Consider the following 18880-nt stretch of genomic DNA (forward strand, 5'->3'; position numbering starts at 1 on the left):
TACGTGCCTCATTTCGAAAAACAGGGAGACACTAAAGTGAAGAACAGACTGTTCAGGCCGCTCAGAGTGCTGGGAGCCGCATTACTCACCGCCACTATGCCATTGGCAATCTCGGTTGGCCTGGCGCCAAATACTGCCATTGCGCAGGAACTCAAGGGCGGCGCGCTCAAAGTCGCCGTCCTTGCCGACATGACGAACTTTGATCCGCAGCAGTTTTCAACCGTCAATTTCTTTCTGATCAAGAACCTTTACGACAGTCTCGTCGAATACACCCCGGATGGACAGGCGATCCCCAGCCTCGCGACGGAATGGACGATCGCCGAGGACAGCACATCCGTTCTGGTGAAATTGCGTGACGACGTTACTTTCGGCGCGAGCGGAAACCCCTTCACCTCCGAAGACGTCGCGGCGACCTTGGTGAAAGCCTCCGATCCTGCGCGGGGCAAGAACGTTTACGCCACCATGGCGATCGTCAAGGACTGGGAAACCCCTGACGCACACTCGGTGAAGATCAATTTCAACGCTCCTGTTCCCGAGCGGCAGATTCTCGATCTCCTGCAGTTCATGATCCCAATCGAGGCGGCCGGAATCGACACTGTCGAGGACATCCCGGCCGGCACGGGCGCCTATGTGCTGGACAATCGCGCGGTCGGCCAGTCAATCGTTCTCAAGAAGAACCCCAATTACTGGCGCGCGGGCGAGCCGACGCTCGACACGCTCGAATTCACCATTTTCAGCGATGACGCTTCCGCCTCGGCGGCGCTGGAATCCGGGGCGGCCGACGTGGTCTACGGTGGAACGGCGCGCAGCGCAGTGCGCCTCGAAGCGGCCGGCTATCAGGTCCTGCGTGGGCCCGGCCCGCTGACACAGGTCTTCCGCATCAATGCGACCCGTGAGCCGTTCACCAATGAGAAGTTCCGCCAGGCATTCAGCTATCTGATGGATCGCGAGGGCATTCTCAAGGTTGGCTATGCAGGCCTTGGCGAGGTCGTGGCCCTTCCGTGGGCGCCGGCCAGCCCGGCGTTCGACGCCAGCTACACTGAGAAATTGGCCTTCAACATCGACCAGGCAAAGGTTCTCCTGGGAGAGAGCGGGCTGACGCCCGAGCAGCAGAGCGACTGGAAACTGCTGACCTATGGCACTGATCAGGCTGCTGTAACGATCAGCCAGATTCTGCAGAGTACGTTGAGCGAAGCCGGCATCAATATCGAACTCGATATCCGCCAGGGCTCTGAATATATCGATGCGCAGTTGGCTGGTGACTTCCAGGCCACTTTCGGTGCCGTGGGTAATATCCAGAAGTTCCCGTCCCGTGTCGCCACCAATTCGATCTATCGGGTCGTCAACAATCCGGTGCTCAAGGACCCTCATCCCTTCCCGGAATATGTGGAGGCCATCAAGCGGGTCGAGAGCACATCCGGCCCAGCAGACGCCGTGCAGGCCGCCTATGACAATCTCAACGAAGTGTTGGTGAAGGCCGCCTTCGCAATCCCAACCAATACCTACGACACCGGATTGATCGTGGCCTCCCCCAATCTCGATGGGTTCACACTCGACATGGATAACCTTTTGGTCGCGCGTACTCTCGGCTTCAAGGAATAGACATGACGCGTACCGCACGAGCTGAAGCACAACCCACCGCGGCGCCCATTCTTTCAGTCCGGGACCTGCGGGTGGACTTTGTAGGCTCTGGTCGTGCGGTGCCCGTCGTCAGAGGGATAGATTTCGACGTCTATCCGAACGAAGTGCTCTGCATCGTCGGCGAAAGCGGATCGGGCAAGAGCGTGACTTCCCTGGCGATTACAGGGCTGTTGCCGCCGACCGCCAGGGTTTCCGGCCATGTTCGAATTGGCGACACCGAAATCATCGGCGCCGACCCGCAAACGCTCAGGACCATGCGTGGACGTGATGTCGGGTTCATCTTCCAGGACCCCTCGACCACGCTCAATCCGGTGTTGCCAGTTGGCCGCCAGATCACGGAAGGGCAGATCGCTCACGGCCTCATGCCCAAGCACGAGGCCAATGACAGGGCCGTGTCCCTATTGCGCGAGGTTGATATCGCCGATCCTGAAGGCAGGGTGGGACAATATCCTCACGAGTTTTCCGGCGGCATGCGCCAGCGTGCGGTCATTGCCATGGCCATGGCGGGGCGACCCAATCTGATCATCGCCGATGAGCCGACCACCGCTCTCGACGTTACGGTGCAAGCCCAGGTTCTGTCGGTGCTGGCGCGTCGGCAGGCCGAGACGGGCGCTGCCGTCATCCTGATTACGCACGATCTTGGCGTCGTGGCAGAGGTCGCCGACCGAGTGGCGGTGATGTATGGCGGACGGATCGTCGAGACCGGTCCGGTGGGGGAGCTCTTCAGTGCCCCGCGGCACCCCTATACACGCGCCTTGCTGCGGTCCATCCCGCGGGTCGACGGTCAGTCGGCCAAGCTCGAGCCGATACCCGGCCAGCCGCCGACCCCGAGCGATCTGCCATCCGGTTGCAAGTTCCATCCGCGCTGCAGCCTCGGCAACGGGCGATCGATCTGCCAGTCAGATGATCCCGCGCTGCTCGAGGTGACCCCGACCCAACATGCGGCGTGCCATTTCGCTCGCGAAATCGGGGTGGAGCCGGCTGCGCCGACGCTTCGGGAACCGGCGATAGATGTTTCGGAGCAAGCTCCGTTGCTGGTCGTCGACAATCTGAAGGTGCACTTTCCGATCCGGAAGGGGATTTTGCGACGGGTCGTCGGGCATGTCCGAGCGGTCGATGGCGTCAGCCTTTCCGTGCGCCCCGGCGAAACCGTCAGCCTCGTCGGCGAGTCCGGTTGCGGCAAGACCACGACGGGCCGGACGATCATGGGGCTCATCAAGGCCAGTTCTGGCAAGATCGCGTTCGATGGCGAGAGTATCCGGGACCTTGGCCGTGGCGATATGCGCCGGGCCCGCCGGCAGATGCAGTATATCTTCCAGGATCCTTATTCGTCGCTCAACCCGGTTCTGCAGGTCTCCGACATCGTTGCCGAACCGCTACGCATTCACGGGCTCTATGACGAGTTTGGGGGCGAAAAGCATATTGCCGAATTGTTCGACATGGTCGGTCTGTCGCGGAGCATGATGACGCGCCTGCCATCGGAGTTTTCCGGTGGTCAGCGGCAGCGGATCGGTATTGCACGGGCGCTGTCGCTGCGGCCGCGGCTGCTCATTCTGGACGAGCCGGTCGCCGCCCTCGATGTCTCCATCCAGGCCCAGGTCATCAATCTGCTCCAGGATCTGCAACGCGAGCTAGGCCTTGCCTACCTCTTTATCGCCCACAATCTCTCGGTCGTGCGGCATATCTCCGATCGCGTCGCGGTGATGTATCTGGGCAAGATCGTCGAAGAGAGCACGCGGGACGAGCTCTATGACAGGCCAGTCCATCCCTATACCCAGAGCCTCCTTTCGGCAGCGCCAGTGCCGGATCCGGCTGTGAGGGATAGTCGGCGGCGGATCGTGCTTGAAGGCGAAATTCCCAATCCCGCCAAGCCCCCGAGTGGGTGCACCTTCCACCCGCGCTGCTTTCGGGCGACGGCCACATGCGTCACCGAGGCTCCGGCCTTTGGGCGATACGAGGCCTCGAAGACGATGGTGGCGTGCCATCACGCCGGACCCCTGGCGCGCAACGTCCCGAAAGCGGAAGAGGTGCTGAATTGACCCAAATATCAGCGTTTTTCCGGGATCTGCGCCGTCATCCCGGCCTTTTCCTCGCATTCTCGTTTCTCGCCATCCTCATCGTGCTTGCGGCGCTGGCCGATTTCCTGCCGCTCAAGCCATTTGCCCAAAATTTGGTTCGGGCGCTGGAAGCGCCTTCCGGGACGGCTCTTTTCGGCACCGACGAGTTGGGCAGGGACATCCTTTCCCGGGTCATCTATGGCGCGCGGACATCGCTGTTGACGGCCGGGGCGGCCGTTCTGATCGCGGTCGCCATCGGGGTACCGATAGGGTTGATCGCCGGGTTTTTTGGCGGCTGGCGGGATGCGGTGCTGATGCGTTTTGTTGACGTGTTGCTGGCCTTGCCGGCAATTCTGTTCGCGATGGCGATGATTGCGGTGTTCGGGCGGAGCCAGATGGCGGCCTTCATTGCGGTGGGTATCACCGGGGTTCCGAGCTTTGCCCGCATCACCCGGGCACAGGTGCTTTCGCTCAAGAAACGCGATTTTGTGACGGCGGTGGAGGCCTTTGGCGGATCCTCGACCTACAATATGTTCCGCACCATCCTGCCCAATTCGTGGAGCCCGATCCTTGTTCAGGTGGTGGTTCTCTGTTCGGTCGCGATCCTCCTCGAGGCGGCGTTGGCCTTTCTCGGGGTCGGGGTGCCGCCGCCGACGCCGAGTTGGGGCGAGATGCTTGGGACGGGGAAATCCTATCTCTATGAAGCGCCTTATTATGCGGTGCTTCCGGGGATTGTGCTGACCTTGACCATCCTCTCCTTCGATAGTCTGGGGCGGTATCTCGACAACCGACTTGGGGGGCGGTCAGCCGTTGCTGGCGGAGCGAAACTGGAGGGCAATACGCCATGATTGGCTTTGTTATCAGGCGATTAAGCCAGTTGCTGCCGGTGGTGCTGATTGCCTCTATTGGCGTTTGGGGCATGCTTTACGCGGTGCCGGGCGGTCCAATCGGGAGCCTTGTCGGAGAGAACGCGACGCCTCAGCAGATCGCGGCGGTGACGGCCCAGCTGGGACTCGATCGGCCGGTGCTGCTCCAATATTTCGATTGGCTGGTCAAGGCTTTAACTGGCAATTTCGGCATGTCGATCTTTGGCCGGGAGCCTGTTCTCGATCTCATCGGACAGCGGCTTCCAGCCACCTTACAGCTCGCCGGTGCGGCGACAATCGTGGCGCTTTCCATTGGAATTCCAGTCGCGATTTTGTCGGCTCTGCGGCCTGGATCCTGGGTTGATCGGGTGTTGAGCGGGTGGAGTGCGGTGGCGCTTGGGGTGCCGACGTTCTGGCTCGGGATTTTGATGATCCTGCTTTTTGCGGTGCAGTTGCGCTGGTTACCCTCGGCCTCGGCCTATGTGCCGATCTGGGTCGATCCGATCGGGGCGATACGGAACCTTGCCATGCCGGCGCTGACGCTGGGGATCTATGTTTCGGGCATTCTCGCGCGCTTCCTGCGGGCCTCGCTGGTGAGCGAACTCAATGCCGACTATGTGCGCACGGCGCGGTCCAAGGGCTTGCCGGAACACACAATTGTCGGCGTCCACATCATGCGGAACGCGCTTTTGCCGTTCATCACCATTGTGGGGTTGATGGTCGCCAATTTCATCGGCGGGGCGGTGGTGACCGAGGCGGTGTTCACCTATCCGGGGCTGGGGCGGCTGTTGATCCAGGCGATTTCGACGCGCGATTACCCGCTGATCCAGGGATGTATCATCGTTATCCTCGTGCTCTACATCCTGATCAACCTGGTCGTCGACGTGCTCTATGCCTATGTCGATCCTCGCATCGACTACAGTTAGTGTTAGCAGGATGTTAGCATTTCGAGGGCCCTAAGATGAGAATTGGTGGTTCCAGCCGAGGTTAGGAACAGGAACCATCGCCACCAGCAGGGATTGGATCTGTCTGACTGTCGTGCCGCGCCTTGAACGCCGCGGTTCGACTTCCCAGACATGATCCAGGAGCATGCCGATGGCGAGCCAGACTTCGCAGGACGACGCCCCCAAACTGGCGCAGCGGGACGACAAGGATGGCGCACTGGCCATCGTCGGCAGAAGCGTAACCATCAACCGGCCGCGCAGCGCGCTCTACGCCTTCTGGCGCGACTTTTCCAACCTCCCCCAATTCATGCACGCGGTCGAAAAGGTCGTGGTCAATGGCGATCGCTCGACGTGGACGATGAAGGCTCCGGCCGGGCAGCATGTGACGCTCGAAACCGAACTGGTCGACATGGTCGAAAACAAGATCCTCGGCTGGCAATCGGTCGAGGGATCAGAGATCAGGACCAGGGGCCGGGTGACGTTCGAGGATGCGCCAGCCGATCGTGGCACGGTGGTGAGCGCCGAGATCGGCTATGAGCCGCCCGGAGGCGATATCGGCCGTCTCTTTGCCAAGATTTTCCAGGCCGAGCCCAATATTCAGGCGCGACACGAACTCAAGCGCTTCAAGATGCTCATGGAGACAGGCGAGATCGCCACCGGGGCCAATCACAAAGACAATGACGGAGAACAATGATGCGCGCTCTGACCTGGCACGGCACCAATGATGTGCGCGTCGATACCCATCCCGATCCGGAAATCATCAATCCCCGGGACGCCATCATCAAGATCACCTCGACGGCGATCTGCGGCTCGGATCTGCACCTTTACGATGGGGTGATCCCCGGCCTGAAATCGGGCGACATCCTCGGCCACGAATTCATGGGGGAAGTGGTCGAGACCGGCACCAGGAGCACGCTGCAAAAGGGCCAGCGCGTCGTGGTGCCCTTCACCATTTCCTGCGGCCAGTGTTTCCATTGCCGCAAGCAGCAGTTCTCAGCCTGCGACAATGGCAATCCTGTCGAAAAACAGGACGCTTCGGAGATGCTCTATGGGCATCCGATGGGCGGTGCCTTCGGCTATACCCATCTGACCGGGGGCTATGCCGGTGGGCAGGCGGAATATGTGCGGGTGCCCTTTTCCGATGTCGGCCCGATCGTGATCCCGGACGGAATGGAAGACGACGAGGTTCTGTTCCTCTCCGACATTTTGCCCACGGGCTGGATGGCGGCGGAGAATGCGCAGATCGAGCCGGGCGATACGGTTGCGGTGTGGGGCGCAGGACCGGTTGGGCTCTTTGCCGTGCAGAGCGCCAAGCTGATGGGGGCAGAGCAGATCATCTGCATCGACCACCATCCGAACAGGTTGGCGCTGGCCCAGAAGTTCGGGGCCAAAATCATCAATTTCGAAGAAACCCATGTGCGCGAAGCGCTGATGGAAATGACCGGCGGCATTGGGCCGGATGCGGTCATCGACGCGGTGGGCATGGAAGCGCACGGCTTTTCGCCGGACAATGTGCTCGATGTCATCAAGCAGAAGATTGCCCCCGGCGCGGATCGCGGCCACGCCTTGCGGCAGGCGCTGCTGGCCTGCCGCAAGGGCGGGCGCGTGTCGGTGCCTGGCGTCTATGGCGGTATGCTCGACAAATGGCCGCTCGGGGCGATGATGGAAAAGGGTCTGCAGATCCGGAGCGGGCAGACCCATGTGCAGAAATACACCGCGGACCTGCTGGCTCGCATCCAGGAGGGGGAGATCGATACGACCTTCCTCATCAGCCACCGTCTTTCGCTCGAGGATGCGCCGACGGGATACAAGAATTTCCGCGATCAGCAGAACGAGTGGATCAAGGTCGTCCTCAAGCCGGGTGGGGTCGCATGACAACGCCGAACGAGCTGAGCGACAAGGCGTTGGCGGTCTTTGCTTTCGCCCTCTACCACCAGCTCAGCAGCGGGGAGGTGGTTTCGGCCGTCACTGTCGCAGACGGGGCAGGCCATCGCATCGACGACAAGGCGACGGCAGAACTGACCGGCCTCGGTCTGGCGCAGACGACGGATGAAAAATTGATCTTTACGCCCGCTGGCGCGTTGATGCTGTCCCAGCTGGTCGATCGCCTGCGCGGGCGCTGGTAACGCCAGTTCGGCACCGGTCTGAGCCCGTGAATCTACCAAAGCTGCCAGCGGCGCGCCTTGGGCCGGGCTGGTGCGTGCTTATTTAACCCATTGATCTAATTATATTTTTTGGAACAAAAGGGCTTGCATTCCGTTGTGATCTCGAAAGCGGCTGCGTGTCAGTCGCATGATTCACGAGGAGTATTGCAAATGAGCAGCGACAATCCCGGTGGTTCGCCAGGGGGTGTATCGTCCACTCCCATTCCCGCGCAGGCCGAGCGCGACCTGACCAAGGTTGCCGAAACGGCCCAGCACGACCTTGAAGCGATCAAGCGGCAAGCGGCTGACGATGTGCGCGAGCTGGGCAAGGAAGCCGGCGCCAAGGTCGGAGAGGTCAAGGAGAAGGCCAAATCCTTCGCCGTCGAGCAGAAGGATTTTGCCGCTGGCCAGATTGGCGGCATTGCCAGTGCAATCGGCAAGGTAGCCGATGAGCTGGACGGCTCGGACCAGCCGGTCGTGGGCCGCTATGCACGCGACCTCGCCTCGGGCCTCACCAATCTCGGCAAGACCATCGAAAATCGCGACGTCGACGATCTGATGGGCCTCGCCCAGGATTTCGGACGCAAGCAGCCCCTGGCCTTTCTGGGTGCAGCGGCATTGGCGGGGTTTGTCGCCAGCCGGTTTGCCCTGGCCTCGTCGCATCGTCTCGAGAGCAAGTCTTCGATGGTGAACTCGACCGGCGGCGCGCAAAACCGGGGCGGAATGGCGCCGGGCTCCACGAGCTATAGCGGCGGCAATCCGGGTCGGACCCAGCCAGGCTCTTCCTATGGCAGCGGCCAGACAGGCTCGTCCGGGACCGGCATGCAAGGCGGCTCTGGCATGGGTTCGGAGAGCTATCGCAGTGAAACGTCGCAGGCCACCCAGAACACCCAGACAGATCGCAAGGGAGGCTTGTGATGCCCGGCAATACTGAAAGCCGCCCGCTGGCAGAATTGTTGGGTGGGCTTGTGAGCGACCTCTCCACCCTTTTCCGTCAGGAAGTCCAACTCGCCAAGACTGAAGCCGGCGAGAAGGTCTCCCAGACCATGGGTGGGGTCTCTTCGATTGCGATCGGGGGCGTTCTGGCCCTCGGTGCGCTCGGGGTGTTCCTCAGCGCGGTGGTGTCGCTGGTCGCGGCCTTCTTCGTCAATCAGGGCATGGACCCGACCATGGCCAATGCGCTGGCGGCGATCATCGTTACCGTCATCGTCGGCATTATCGGTTGGACTTTCATTTCCAAGGGGTTGAACGCCCTCAAGGCGAGCAATCTCAATCTGAACAGGACGGCAGCCTCGCTTGGTCGAGACGCCGACATCGTCAAGGAGCGGCTGTGATGGCATATGACAGCGACAACAAGAGTTCGGCCGAACTGCAGCGCGAGATCGAAATGCAGCGCAGCCGGGTCGAGGACACGATCGACCAGATCCAGGACAAGCTTTCGCCCGGCCAGCTGGTGGATGAATTGCTGGCCTATACCAAGGGCGGCGGCGGCGAATTTGTCGCCAGCCTGCAGCGCAATGTGACGGCCAATCCGCTGCCGGTGGCGCTGCTTGGCGTCAGCATTGCCTGGCTGATGGCCAAGCCGGCCTCGGCCAGTGCGGATCTGTCCAGCACTGCCCGCTCGGACCGGCAATGGGACAACAGCATCAATCGCAATCGCGCCTATGGCGTCGATGACGACGATGATTTCGACGAATATGAAGATTACCCGGTGACCATCATCTCGGGTGACAGCCTGCAGCGCCTCGGCAGTGTGCGTGACGAGCGCGGCCGCAGCTTCAGCGAGTTCGCCGACGATAGCGGTCGCAAATTCAAGGCAAGAGCCGATGAAAGCGGGCGCCGCGCCGGGCACTTCATGGATGAGGCCGGAAATCGCTACAAGGGTTTCACCAATGCCGCAGGCGAGCAGGTGAAACACTTCCGCGACGAAGCCGGCAATATCCTCGACGAGGCTTCCGGCTGGGCTGCAGAAAACTGGCAGAAGGCGCGCGAAAAGCTCCACGACGCCCGTGACGCAATCAGCTCGGGTGCCGACATGGGCAAGGCCCGCGCTGCGCAGGCCGGCGACGCCATGATGAACCAGGTCGACAGCCTCAACCGGACCATCATGCACCAGTTCCGCGACCAGCCGCTGGTGGGTGGAGCACTGGCCTTCGCGCTGGGTGCTGCACTCGGCGCGACCCTGCCGCGAACCGAGCAGGAAGATGCGCTGATGGGCGAGGCGGCCGACGCGGTCAAGGGCAAGGTGGGCGAGACTGCCTCCGAGCTCTATGAACAAGGCCGCGACAAGGCTGCCGAACTTTATGCGAACGCCAGCGAGAAGACGGGCGAAATCTACCAGCAGGCCAAGGAAGGCCTGATCGGAGAGACCAATCCGGGCTCTGGCGACTCCAGCACCAATTGACCGGAAGGGGAGGCGAAAGCCTCCCCGCCTTTTCTTGCGGGGTAAATCATGGACCAGACCGACCTGCGCAATGCGGCGCAGTCCGGGCGCGGGCGCAGCGCCACCGCGCCAACCCAAATCCCTCCGGCCGGCTGGAGGGATATTTGCTGGCGCCTTTACAAGGCCATTGCCGAAGACCGGATCCTGCTGACGGCGGCGGGCGTGGCCTTTTACGTGCTGTTGGCCCTGGTGCCGACGCTGAATGCATTCGTTTCCATCTATGGTCTGTTCAACAATCCCGCGGACGCGGTGGATCATCTCGAGCTTCTCGCCGGCATCGTGCCGCCGGGGGCGCTGGGGGTCATTCGCGAGCAGCTGGTGCGCCTGACGGCGGAGAGCACCGAGCGGCTGGGCCTCACCCTGCTGGTGTCGCTGGCCATCGCCCTGTGGAGCGCGAGCGCCGGCATCAAGGCGATGTTCGACGCCATGAACATTGCCTATCACGAGGAGGAGAAGCGCTCCTTTCTCGTGTTCAACGGACTGGCGCTGCTGTTTACATTTGCGGGCGCGGTCGGGGCAGTGCTCGTTGCGGCCGTGGTGATCGTGATGCCGCTGATCGTCGCCTATCTGCCGGGCGGGGAGGGGCTGGCCTGGACGGTGCGGGTGGCGGCCTATGCGGCGATGCTGGCGCTGATGTCGCTGGCGTTGGCCTGCCTATATCGCTGGGGGCCGAGCCGGGCGAACGCCAAATGGCGCTGGGTGACGCCGGGGACGGTTCTGGCCGTGGTGGCGCTGGGCCTGACCTCGATCATCTTTTCCTGGTACGTGACCAATTTTACCGACGACAACGCCACTTATGGCTCGCTGGGGGCGGTGATCGGCCTCATGACCTGGTTGTGGATTTCGGCCATCCTGGTGATCGTCGGGGCGGAGCTCAATTCGGAAATCGAGCACCAGACCGCTCATGATACGACGAGCGGGCCGGCGAGGGGACTGGGCCAGCGCGGGGCGCACATGGCCGACAGCGTGGGCGAAACCTGGCCGAAGGCGGCGACGGGCGTGGAGGCGGAGACGGTGCATCGACCGCGGCGGCGGTTTCCGGTGAAATCGCTGGCGCTGGCCCTGCCATTTGCGGCGCTGATGCGGCGCGGACCAGGCAACGGCCAGGGGAAGAGCGAATAGACCGATCGCCGGCATGAAAAAGCCCGAAGGAGCGATCCTTCGGGCTTTGTGCTCGATTGGGGGGATTGTTCTAGAAGAGGTCGTTCATGGTTTCGGGGAAGCTGCCGGTCTTGCCGTTCTCGGGGTCATCGAGGGCGTCGATGCGGCGGCGGTCCTCGTCGTCGAGTGAGAAGTCGAAGACTTCGATATTTTCGGCGATGCGTTCCTCATGGGTCGATTTGGGGATGACGATGAGGCCCTGGTCGAGCTCCCAGCGGAGGATGATCTGGGAGACGCTGCGGCCGTGTTTTTCGGCGATCTCGGCGATGGTGTCGTTGTCGAGCACGGCGCCGCTGCCGAGGGGGCTGTAGCATTCGAGCTTGATGTCGTGCCGGGCGTGATAGTCGCGGATATCGCGCTGCTGGTATTGAGGGTGCAGCTCGAGCTGGTTGATCACCGGCTTGACGCCGGTCTCGGCGACGATGCGGTCGATATGGCTGGGCAGGAAATTGGACACGCCGATGGAGCGGATGCGGCCTTCGTTCCTGAGGGCGACGAGGGCGCGCCAGGCGTCGGCAAATTTGTCCTGATCGGGCACGGGCCAGTGGATGAGGAACATGTCGAGATAGTCGAGGCCAAGCTTCTTGAGGCTTTCGTCGAAGGCTTTGCGCGCCGCGTCGTATTCGTGGGCGCCGTTGCGGAGCTTGGAGGTGATGAAGAGCTGGTCGCGGCCAATGCCGGCTTCGGCAATGGCGCGGCCGACGCCTTCTTCATTGTCGTAACCCTGGGCCGTGTCGATCAGCCGATAGCCGGAGCGGATGGCTGCGGCGACGGCGGGTTGGGCTTCGTCATCGGGAACCTGCCAGACGCCGAAGCCGAGCTGGGGGATGGCCTTGCCATCATTCAAGGGGATCTGAGGGATGTTGGGCATGGGGAATTATCGTCTCGTCGGATGGGTTGACTGCTGGGTCACCAACGATCCCCGGGACTATTCCGTTGCCTTGCGGCAGGGCAGCTAACTCAGGTCAGCGGCACTCCTGGGTGAGGTGGAGATAGCCATCGTCGAAATCGGCGAGATGGCTGAGGGCATCCCAGTCCCGGATGGTGATGACGCCGCCTTCCCAGGTGATGAGGTCGCGCTGGCGCAATTCCTGAATGACCCGGTTCACATGAACGGACGAGGTGCCGACCGCATCGGCAAGAGCGGCCTGGGTAACGGGGAAGCTGAAGCGATTATCCCGGGCGAGCCCGACGACTTCGAGACGGCGATAGATTTCGCAGAAGAGGTGGGCGGCGCGCTGGGTGGCCGAGAGCAGCCCCATGCCGACCAGCCATTCCCGGTGAGCAGAGCCGTCGATCAGCGTCATCAGCCAGAGCATGCGGGTGAGGTGGGGAAGGCGCTCGGTGACGCGCACCAGGTTCTCGTGCGGGAAAGTGATCACGTCGCAGGCCGTCAGCGCACCGACAGAATGGTCCATCTGCTTGAGCAGGAAACTGTGCAGGTCGACGAAATCGCCCGGCAGGTGGATCGCCACCAATTGGCGCGCTCCGCCGGACACGATGCGATACCGGCAGGTGATGCCCCTTGTCAGAAGGATGCTGCGCATCGGGCGATCACCCTCGCGGACCAGGTCTTCGCCGGGTGCGAATTGCAGTCTTTCGCGGGCAGCCGCCTTTATGGCACGCTCTTCTTCGGGCCCGAGCGTGTCCCTGAGGCGGATCCGATCGAAGAATGGCTTGAATTGCCTTTCAAGCTCGGTGGTTTCCTCCAACATGGCACGCCCTCCTTCCAACAAGCATGGGGGGCGGGGATGCCGCACGCCATGATTGTGTTGCCCTCTGTTGCCGTGCGCACAGCTTATGGGCCGCGTCAAGGCAGCCAATCCGTGTTATTGTGGAAGCCAAGTCATCCTCTACGACGCGTGCGGGGCCGGAGATTGCGTGGCGCGGAATTTTTTTACAGGAGCGACAAATAGATGGATTCAATCTCTCGCCGCTGCGATAATTCCGCTCGAGGAGATGACCGGCTTTCTGCCCTGGAATTTTAAAGAGGTGACTTTTTGCCACCTTTCCCGTTGCGTCATGGTGGGGCCATGTTTTGATGGCCTTGCTGCCATAATTACAATTCCGAGTGGGGTAAAAGTCCGTTGGGGAAAATTGCGGACAGCGCGAACAGAGGCCGTTAAGGCCGTTATGATTTAGTCGCGAGCTTAACAGGTTTTAAGAGCTCAAAGCGTAGTTTAAGGGATCAAAGGAGCTTAATATGGCCCTGAAGCGCATTTTTATGGCCCTCGTCATGGCCCTTACCGCTGCTTTTCCGCTCGGCGCGTCTGCCCAGGACACTCCGACGATCACCGTTTCGAGCGGCAGCGAGACTGCGACGTTCACCCGCGACGAACTCGAGGCCATGGACGTGGTGACCATCGAGACCACCACCCCCTGGAACGAGGGCGTGGTAAAGTTCGAGGGCGTGCCGCTTACCGTCCTGCTCGCAAAGGTCAACGCCCAAGGCGAGACAGCGATCGTCACGGCGCTCAACGACTACAGCGTCGACGTACCCAGAGCTGATTTCGCAGAGTTCGGCACGATCCTGGCTTTCAAGCGCAATGGCGAATACATGCCCGTGGATGACCAGGGTCCATTTTTCGTCGTCTATCCATTCGACAGCGACCCGGTTCTGCAGGGACAGCCTTACTATGGTCGCGCTGTTTGGCAGGTCAAGGAAATCACCGTTCAGTAGGACGCCGGGCCGGCCGAAAACCGGCGACCCGGATATGGGAATAGCGTCGTAAACATGCGGTTCTTGCGCACAGCGCTGACCATCGTGATCCTGGGCTTCATTGCCTCGGCAATCTACATTTCCGTGCTCACCTTCCAGCGCCAGGTTGCGCTGGAAGGTGTAGGGTTGAACAACGTAACCTGGATGGTGGCCCAGGCGCCCAGCGAGTTTGCCCGGCTCGAACAAAGGGTGAGTTCATTTGCCGTCGGGGACGGCAGGACCGATGCCGCCGAGGTCCGGCTCCGCTTTGACATTGTGGTCAATCGGCTCAAGACGCTGCGCGCCAGCGCGGTCGCCGAATTCGCTCATTCCGACCCGCGCATCGGCCAAATTCTCGACGAACTCGAAGCCGCGCTCGATGCGACGCGACCGCTGCTGAGCGCGTTGGACGATCCGGCCACACCGGGCCGGATCCTGGCGATCCTCGAGCCAATCTATCCGAAACTGGCGCGCCTATCGACCGATGCGAATGTGTGGAACATCGCCCGGATCAAGGCGGACCGCGAGGGGCTCTATGCGCTGCAATGGGCCTCGACCTATATCGCGGCGGGGCTGATTGCCTGTGGATGCGCACTGATCTTCCTGCTGCTGGTGCATAACAGGCTGCTCTCGCGTGCCCAGAAAATCCTGCAGCAGAAAGAGCGCACGCTGGCGCTGCAGAATGCCCGCTTCGACGCGGCCCTGGAAGCCATGTCGCTGGGCCTCTGCCTGCTCGACGCGGAAGAGCGCGTCATCGTCTATAACCAGCGCTTCCTGACCATTTTCGGTTTTGACAGCGATGCGCAGATCGAGGGCCGCCGTCTTGCCGATCTGATCGCCACCGAAATGCTGCCGGACCGGTCGCGCAGCAAGCTGAACAAGGATGGAGAGCCGGGGGATACGGACGATATCGCGCTGCTCAACGACCATGCCTATCACATGAACGACGGCACGGTGCTGATGGTGTCGCGCGAGCCGACCTCCGAGGGCGGCTGGGTCTATACGTTCGAGGACGTAACTGAACGGCATCGGGCGCAGGACCGCGTCGTGCACATGGCCCACCATGACGCGCTGACCGGAATGCCGAACCGCATGCGCTTCTGGGAATGCATCAACCAGGCCCTGCGCAAATCAGGCGCCCAGAACAAGCCCTTTGCCGTGCTCTATCTCGACCTCGACCGGTTCAAGGAGGTCAATGACACGCTGGGTCATCCCGTCGGTGATGCGCTGCTGCGCCAGGTTTCGGAGCGGCTGCGCAAGGCGGCGGGCCAGGATATGGTCGGCCGGCTCGGTGGGGACGAATTCGCGGTCCTCCACCATTCGCCCGATCGCATCTTCGAGAGCGCGCGCGACCTTGCGGAGGGGCTGATCGCAGCGGTCGGGCGGACATATCATATCGATGGCAATGAGATCCTGGTCAGCACCAGTGTCGGCATCGCGCTGTCGACCGGGGAGGCGCTGGACGCCGATCAGCTGATGAAAAACGCCGATCTGGCGCTCTACCAGGCCAAGGCCGACGGACCGGCGGCATACCGGTTCTTCTCGCCGCAGATGGAAGAGCAATTGCAGCACCGGCGCAACCTCGAGGCCGATCTGCGCCAGGGCATCAAGCTGGGTCAATTCGAGCTGTATTATCAGCCGCTCGTGAGCCTGACGACCGGCGCGATCGTGGCGGGCGAGGCGCTGATGCGCTGGCGCCACCCGGAAAAGGGCATGATCTCGCCGGCCGAATTCATTCCGCTGGCGGAAGACACCGGCATGATCGGCGCGCTCGGCCAATGGGCGCTGCAGCAAGCCTGCGAGCACGCACTCAACTGGCCGGACAATGTCCGCCTTTCGGTCAATCTGTCGCCGGTGCAGTTCCGCGACGAAGGCCTCGTGGACGGGGTGAAGGACGTGCTCGACACAACGGCGCTCGACCCCAAGCGCCTCGAACTCGAAATCACCGAATCCGTGCTGCTGCAGAACAATGCCGCCAATTTCAACGCGCTTCACCGCCTGCGCGGCCTGGGACTGACCATTGCGCTCGACGATTTCGGCACCGGCTATTCCTCGCTGAGCTATCTGCAGCGTTTCCCATTCGACAAGATCAAGATCGACCAGAGTTTCGTGCGCGATCTCGGCGATCGGCCCGATAGTTCGGCCATCATCCAGTCCATCGCCACGCTGGGGCACAATCTGCACATGCTGACCACGGCAGAGGGCGTCGAGACCAAGGAACAGCTCGATATCATCACCGATGCCGGCTGTTCGGAAGCGCAGGGCTATTATTTCAGCCGGCCGGTGCCCGAGGTGAAGTTCCGCGCGATGCTGCAGGGCAAATCCATGATCAAGGGCGGCATCCACGTCGCGTGATTCCTGCCCGCGGGCAGGCGGCACCGCCGGCACGCCAAAGGCGCGACGCTCTCCATCCCACATTTCGGGTTTCAGACCTCATCACGCCCGGATTTCCCGCGGCGGATTGCGGAGACCTTTTTTCTTGGCGTTGTTCCAAATATTGTCTGGATAAATTCCAAGAATTATCGAGTACGTACAACTACAGATAAAATTGTATCAATCTTATTTTTTGCGTGAACATTGCAGATTCCAAGTATATTGGACGTGCTTGATATATTAAGTGCGCAAACCGATGCTGACTTCATGAGTTGTTGCGTGGAGGTTTGGCGTGAGCATTTTTGGTGGTCTGTTCAATATCGATAAGACGCTGGCCGGGATACTCGGCGGGGTTGGCGCGGGCGGCACCGGTGGCACCGGCGGCGGGCTGGGACTGGGTGGCGGCCTGCTGTCGCCGGTGACCAGCCTGATTACCAATATCACCGGGGCCGGTACTGGGCTGGGGACGGGCGGGCTGGTCGGGGGCGTGCTCGATTTCGACCTGCTCAACGACAAGGGCGTCGTCCAACTGACCGTGCTCGGCAAGGATCTGATCGTCCTGCCCAATAATGGCGGCATCATCAGTGCCGACATGCTCGGGCCTGGCGGGCTGGGTGGCGGAGCGCTGGGCGGGCTGACGCAGATCATCGAGCTCGATGGGCTGCTCAGCGATGCAGGGCTGCTCAATCTGACGGGCCTGCTGGACAATGGCGTGCTTTCGCTGGGCGGAATTCTTGGGGAGGTGCTCAAGCTCCTGAGCCCCGGGGGCGTGCTGAAGCCGGATGATCCGATCGACCCGGATGGCGAGGTCGACCCCAATGCCTTCGATCACCAGCTGATCGGCACCAGCAAGCGGGACATTTTCACCATCCCGATGGAATCCACCTATGTGGACGGGCGCGGCGATATCGACATCGCCAATTTCGCCCGCAGCGCCGAGGGGCTGAGCTTTGCCGTCGGGCGAAACGGCGTGGTGTTCGCCGATGAGGGTACGGTCTATTTCATGCGCGACGTGGAGCGCGTCAGTTTCCTCGAGGGCACGCTGCTGCTCGATACCGGCGCAGGCGAAAATGCGGGCATGGCCTATCGTATCTATCAGGCGGCGTTCAACCGCACGCCCGATGCGGATGGGCTGGAATTCTGGCTGGGAACGCTCGATAGCGGCGCGGCAAGCTTTACGGCAATCGCCAACCACTTCATCCACTCGGCCGAGTTCATCAATACGTTCGGCACCACCCAGAGCGTCAGCAATGCGCGTTTCGTGGAGCTGATGTATACCCATACGCTGGGACGGACATTCGACAAGGCGGGGCTCGATTTCTGGGCGCAGCGGCTCGATTCCCAGGCCTCCAGCCGGGCGGACGTGCTGGCTTTCTTTGCCGAGAGCCCGGAAAACCAGCAGCGCGTTGCCGAGCAGATCGACAACGGCATCTGGCTGGCCTGAGCCATTGCTGCAGGGGTCGCCGGGCCGGCGGCCCCTTTTGCACGGACGGGAGCTATGGGGTGCGACCGGATCGCCCGAAATGTCGGCTTGTGATGGAGAGCCTCTATGGCTATTCCATAACGCAGATCAGCAGACTTTCGCGAACAGAGAGCGCCTCCAGCAATGGCACCAGAGTTTCTCGTCACCCATTCGGGCGGCTTTCATGCCGACGAACTGCTCTCCAGCGTCATCCTGACCCGGCTTTTCCCGGAGGCCCGGGTCGTTCGCAGCCGTTCGCCGGAATGGATCACGCCCGCGCCGGACCGCATCATTTATGATGTGGGCGGGGCTTACGATGCCGCCCTCCGGATTTTCGACCACCACCAGCGCGGCGCGCCGCTGCGGGAGGATGGGCAGCCCTATAGCTCGTTCGGGCTGATCTGGAAGCATTTCGGCGGCGACTATCTGGTCGCGCAGGGGATCCCGGCAGAGCATGTCGAGCAGGTGCACGCCAAGTTCGATGCCAGCTTCGTCTTGCCCGTGGATCTGGTGGATAATGGCGCCCTCGACGCGACGGGGCCGCTGGCCGGGCTGACGCTGACGGCGCTGCTGGAAACGCTCAAACCGGCGTTCGACGAGAATTCAGCCGAGGCCGAGGAACGCGCCTTTCATGCGGCCATGGGCATTGCCCGCAGCTTCGTGGAGGCGTCGATCTCCAAGAGCGCGGCGAAACTGCGGGCTGAGGCGGTGGTTATGCGTGCCATCGAGGCGGCCGGGGCCGAGCGGGTGCTGGAGTTGCCCATGGGCATGCCGTTCCGCCCGGCAGTGGTCAAGGCGAAGGCCGAGCATCTCCTGTTCGTGGTGCATCCGCGCGACAAGGATTGGTGCCTCACCGGTATTCGCCGGGGCGATGAGGGTTTCGAGTTGCGCGCCGATTTGCCCGTGGCCTGGGCGGGACTGACCAATGAGGCGCTGGAGGCGGCGAGCGGCGTGGCCGGCGCGAGCTTTTGCCATAATGGCCGGTTCATCGCCGCTGCGCGGACGCGCGAGGCCGCGCTCGCCATGGCCGATCTGGCGGTGCGCGAGGCGCTGGCGCAGGGTCAATAGGGCCTGCGGGCTGGGGGCAGCTG

General features: G+C 62.0%; 17 protein-coding genes. 15 read left to right on the plus strand and 2 right to left on the minus strand.

Annotation, left to right across the window (positions count from 1 at the left end):
• The first annotated feature begins 36 nt into the window (after positions 1-36).
• The 11 genes from N0P34_RS04240 to N0P34_RS04290 all read left to right on the plus strand — a co-directional run bounded on the left by N0P34_RS04240 (position 37) and on the right by N0P34_RS04290 (position 11217).
• Entirely contained in the window at positions 37-1602 is a 1566-nt protein-coding gene (locus N0P34_RS04240) for an ABC transporter substrate-binding protein (protein WP_275605768.1), read from the plus strand.
• 2 nt (positions 1603-1604) lie between these two features.
• Positions 1605-3680 carry an ABC transporter ATP-binding protein gene (locus tag N0P34_RS04245; protein ID WP_275605769.1) on the plus strand — a complete coding sequence of 692 codons (2076 nt, stop codon included), beginning with the start codon at positions 1605-1607 and terminating at the stop codon, positions 3678-3680.
• On the plus strand, positions 3677-4546 hold the full coding sequence (locus N0P34_RS04250; protein WP_275605770.1) for an ABC transporter permease: 870 nt from the start codon (positions 3677-3679) through the stop codon (positions 4544-4546). The genes N0P34_RS04245 and N0P34_RS04250 overlap by 4 nt, the downstream gene beginning before the upstream one ends.
• Positions 4543-5490: an ABC transporter permease gene (locus N0P34_RS04255; RefSeq protein ID WP_275605771.1), complete on the plus strand. Its 948-nt coding sequence runs from the start codon at positions 4543-4545 to the stop codon at positions 5488-5490. The genes N0P34_RS04250 and N0P34_RS04255 overlap by 4 nt, the downstream gene beginning before the upstream one ends.
• A gap of 169 nt (positions 5491-5659) precedes the next feature.
• Positions 5660-6202, plus strand: coding sequence for an SRPBCC family protein (locus N0P34_RS04260; protein ID WP_275605772.1), 543 nt, complete (start codon positions 5660-5662; stop codon positions 6200-6202).
• Complete coding sequence (locus tag N0P34_RS04265; protein WP_275605773.1) at positions 6202-7383, plus strand: zinc-dependent alcohol dehydrogenase; 1182 nt, start codon at positions 6202-6204, stop codon at positions 7381-7383. Before N0P34_RS04260 ends, N0P34_RS04265 begins: the two co-directional genes overlap by 1 nt.
• The gene (locus N0P34_RS04270) at positions 7380-7634 is read left to right on the plus strand and encodes a hypothetical protein (protein WP_275605774.1); all 255 of its coding nucleotides are present in this window, start codon (positions 7380-7382) and stop codon (positions 7632-7634) included. Before N0P34_RS04265 ends, N0P34_RS04270 begins: the two co-directional genes overlap by 4 nt.
• Before the next feature lie 189 nt (positions 7635-7823).
• The gene (locus N0P34_RS04275) at positions 7824-8570 is read left to right on the plus strand and encodes a hypothetical protein (protein ID WP_275605775.1); all 747 of its coding nucleotides are present in this window, start codon (positions 7824-7826) and stop codon (positions 8568-8570) included.
• The gene (locus N0P34_RS04280; RefSeq protein ID WP_275605776.1) at positions 8570-8986 is read left to right on the plus strand and encodes a phage holin family protein; all 417 of its coding nucleotides are present in this window, start codon (positions 8570-8572) and stop codon (positions 8984-8986) included. Before N0P34_RS04275 ends, N0P34_RS04280 begins: the two co-directional genes overlap by 1 nt.
• On the plus strand, positions 8986-10056 hold the full coding sequence (locus N0P34_RS04285) for a DUF3618 domain-containing protein (RefSeq protein WP_275605777.1): 1071 nt from the start codon (positions 8986-8988) through the stop codon (positions 10054-10056). The genes N0P34_RS04280 and N0P34_RS04285 overlap by 1 nt, the downstream gene beginning before the upstream one ends.
• A 48-nt stretch (positions 10057-10104) precedes the next feature.
• A complete protein-coding gene (locus tag N0P34_RS04290; protein WP_275605778.1) occupies positions 10105-11217 on the plus strand; it encodes a YihY/virulence factor BrkB family protein in 1113 nt (370 codons plus the stop codon).
• Between the two features lie 70 nt (positions 11218-11287).
• On the opposite strand, the gene N0P34_RS04295 is transcribed toward N0P34_RS04290, so the two are convergent.
• Together N0P34_RS04295 and N0P34_RS04300 are read right to left on the minus strand one after the other, a co-directional pair.
• Positions 11288-12127, minus strand: coding sequence for an aldo/keto reductase (locus tag N0P34_RS04295; RefSeq protein ID WP_275605779.1), 840 nt, complete (start codon positions 12125-12127; stop codon positions 11288-11290).
• Between the two features lie 94 nt (positions 12128-12221).
• Positions 12222-12971 (minus strand): Crp/Fnr family transcriptional regulator, encoded by a 750-nt coding sequence (locus tag N0P34_RS04300; protein WP_275605780.1) that lies wholly within the window; start codon positions 12969-12971, stop codon positions 12222-12224.
• Between the two features lie 488 nt (positions 12972-13459).
• Between N0P34_RS04300 and N0P34_RS04305 the strand changes: the two genes are divergently transcribed.
• The 4 genes from N0P34_RS04305 to N0P34_RS04320 all read left to right on the plus strand — a co-directional run bounded on the left by N0P34_RS04305 (position 13460) and on the right by N0P34_RS04320 (position 18857).
• Positions 13460-13936 (plus strand): molybdopterin-dependent oxidoreductase, encoded by a 477-nt coding sequence (locus N0P34_RS04305; protein WP_275605781.1) that lies wholly within the window; start codon positions 13460-13462, stop codon positions 13934-13936.
• Positions 13937-13990: 54 nt separating this feature from the next.
• Positions 13991-16309, plus strand: a complete 2319-nt coding sequence (locus N0P34_RS04310; protein WP_275605782.1) for an EAL domain-containing protein — start codon at positions 13991-13993, stop codon at positions 16307-16309.
• 310 nt (positions 16310-16619) lie between these two features.
• Positions 16620-17771, plus strand: coding sequence for a DUF4214 domain-containing protein (locus N0P34_RS04315; RefSeq protein ID WP_275605783.1), 1152 nt, complete (start codon positions 16620-16622; stop codon positions 17769-17771).
• A 162-nt stretch (positions 17772-17933) separates the two neighbouring features.
• Positions 17934-18857, plus strand: a complete 924-nt coding sequence (locus N0P34_RS04320) for an MYG1 family protein (RefSeq protein ID WP_275605784.1) — start codon at positions 17934-17936, stop codon at positions 18855-18857.
• The last annotated feature ends 23 nt before the right edge of the window (positions 18858-18880 follow it).

This window comes from Devosia sp. FJ2-5-3 (genome assembly GCF_029201545.1).
GTDB lineage: Bacteria > Pseudomonadota > Alphaproteobacteria > Rhizobiales > Devosiaceae > Devosia.

Excerpts from the sequence above, each read along its gene's own strand:
- N0P34_RS04245 (WP_275605769.1), top strand. The coding sequence starts at position 1,605 with ATGACGCGTACCGCACGAGCTGAAGCACAACCCACCGCGGCGCCCATT.
- N0P34_RS04255 (WP_275605771.1), top strand. The coding sequence starts at position 4,543 with ATGATTGGCTTTGTTATCAGGCGATTAAGCCAGTTGCTGCCGGTGGTG.
- N0P34_RS04260 (WP_275605772.1), top strand. The coding sequence starts at position 5,660 with ATGGCGAGCCAGACTTCGCAGGACGACGCCCCCAAACTGGCGCAGCGG.
- N0P34_RS04265 (WP_275605773.1), top strand. The coding sequence starts at position 6,202 with ATGCGCGCTCTGACCTGGCACGGCACCAATGATGTGCGCGTCGATACC.
- N0P34_RS04270 (WP_275605774.1), top strand. The coding sequence starts at position 7,380 with ATGACAACGCCGAACGAGCTGAGCGACAAGGCGTTGGCGGTCTTTGCT.
- N0P34_RS04275 (WP_275605775.1), top strand. The coding sequence starts at position 7,824 with ATGAGCAGCGACAATCCCGGTGGTTCGCCAGGGGGTGTATCGTCCACT.
- N0P34_RS04280 (WP_275605776.1), top strand. The coding sequence starts at position 8,570 with ATGCCCGGCAATACTGAAAGCCGCCCGCTGGCAGAATTGTTGGGTGGG.
- N0P34_RS04285 (WP_275605777.1), top strand. The coding sequence starts at position 8,986 with ATGGCATATGACAGCGACAACAAGAGTTCGGCCGAACTGCAGCGCGAG.
- N0P34_RS04290 (WP_275605778.1), top strand. The coding sequence starts at position 10,105 with ATGGACCAGACCGACCTGCGCAATGCGGCGCAGTCCGGGCGCGGGCGC.
- N0P34_RS04295 (WP_275605779.1), bottom strand. The coding sequence starts at position 12,127 with ATGCCCAACATCCCTCAGATCCCCTTGAATGATGGCAAGGCCATCCCC.
- N0P34_RS04300 (WP_275605780.1), bottom strand. The coding sequence starts at position 12,971 with ATGTTGGAGGAAACCACCGAGCTTGAAAGGCAATTCAAGCCATTCTTC.
- N0P34_RS04305 (WP_275605781.1), top strand. The coding sequence starts at position 13,460 with ATGGCCCTGAAGCGCATTTTTATGGCCCTCGTCATGGCCCTTACCGCT.
- N0P34_RS04310 (WP_275605782.1), top strand. The coding sequence starts at position 13,991 with ATGCGGTTCTTGCGCACAGCGCTGACCATCGTGATCCTGGGCTTCATT.
- N0P34_RS04320 (WP_275605784.1), top strand. The coding sequence starts at position 17,934 with ATGGCACCAGAGTTTCTCGTCACCCATTCGGGCGGCTTTCATGCCGAC.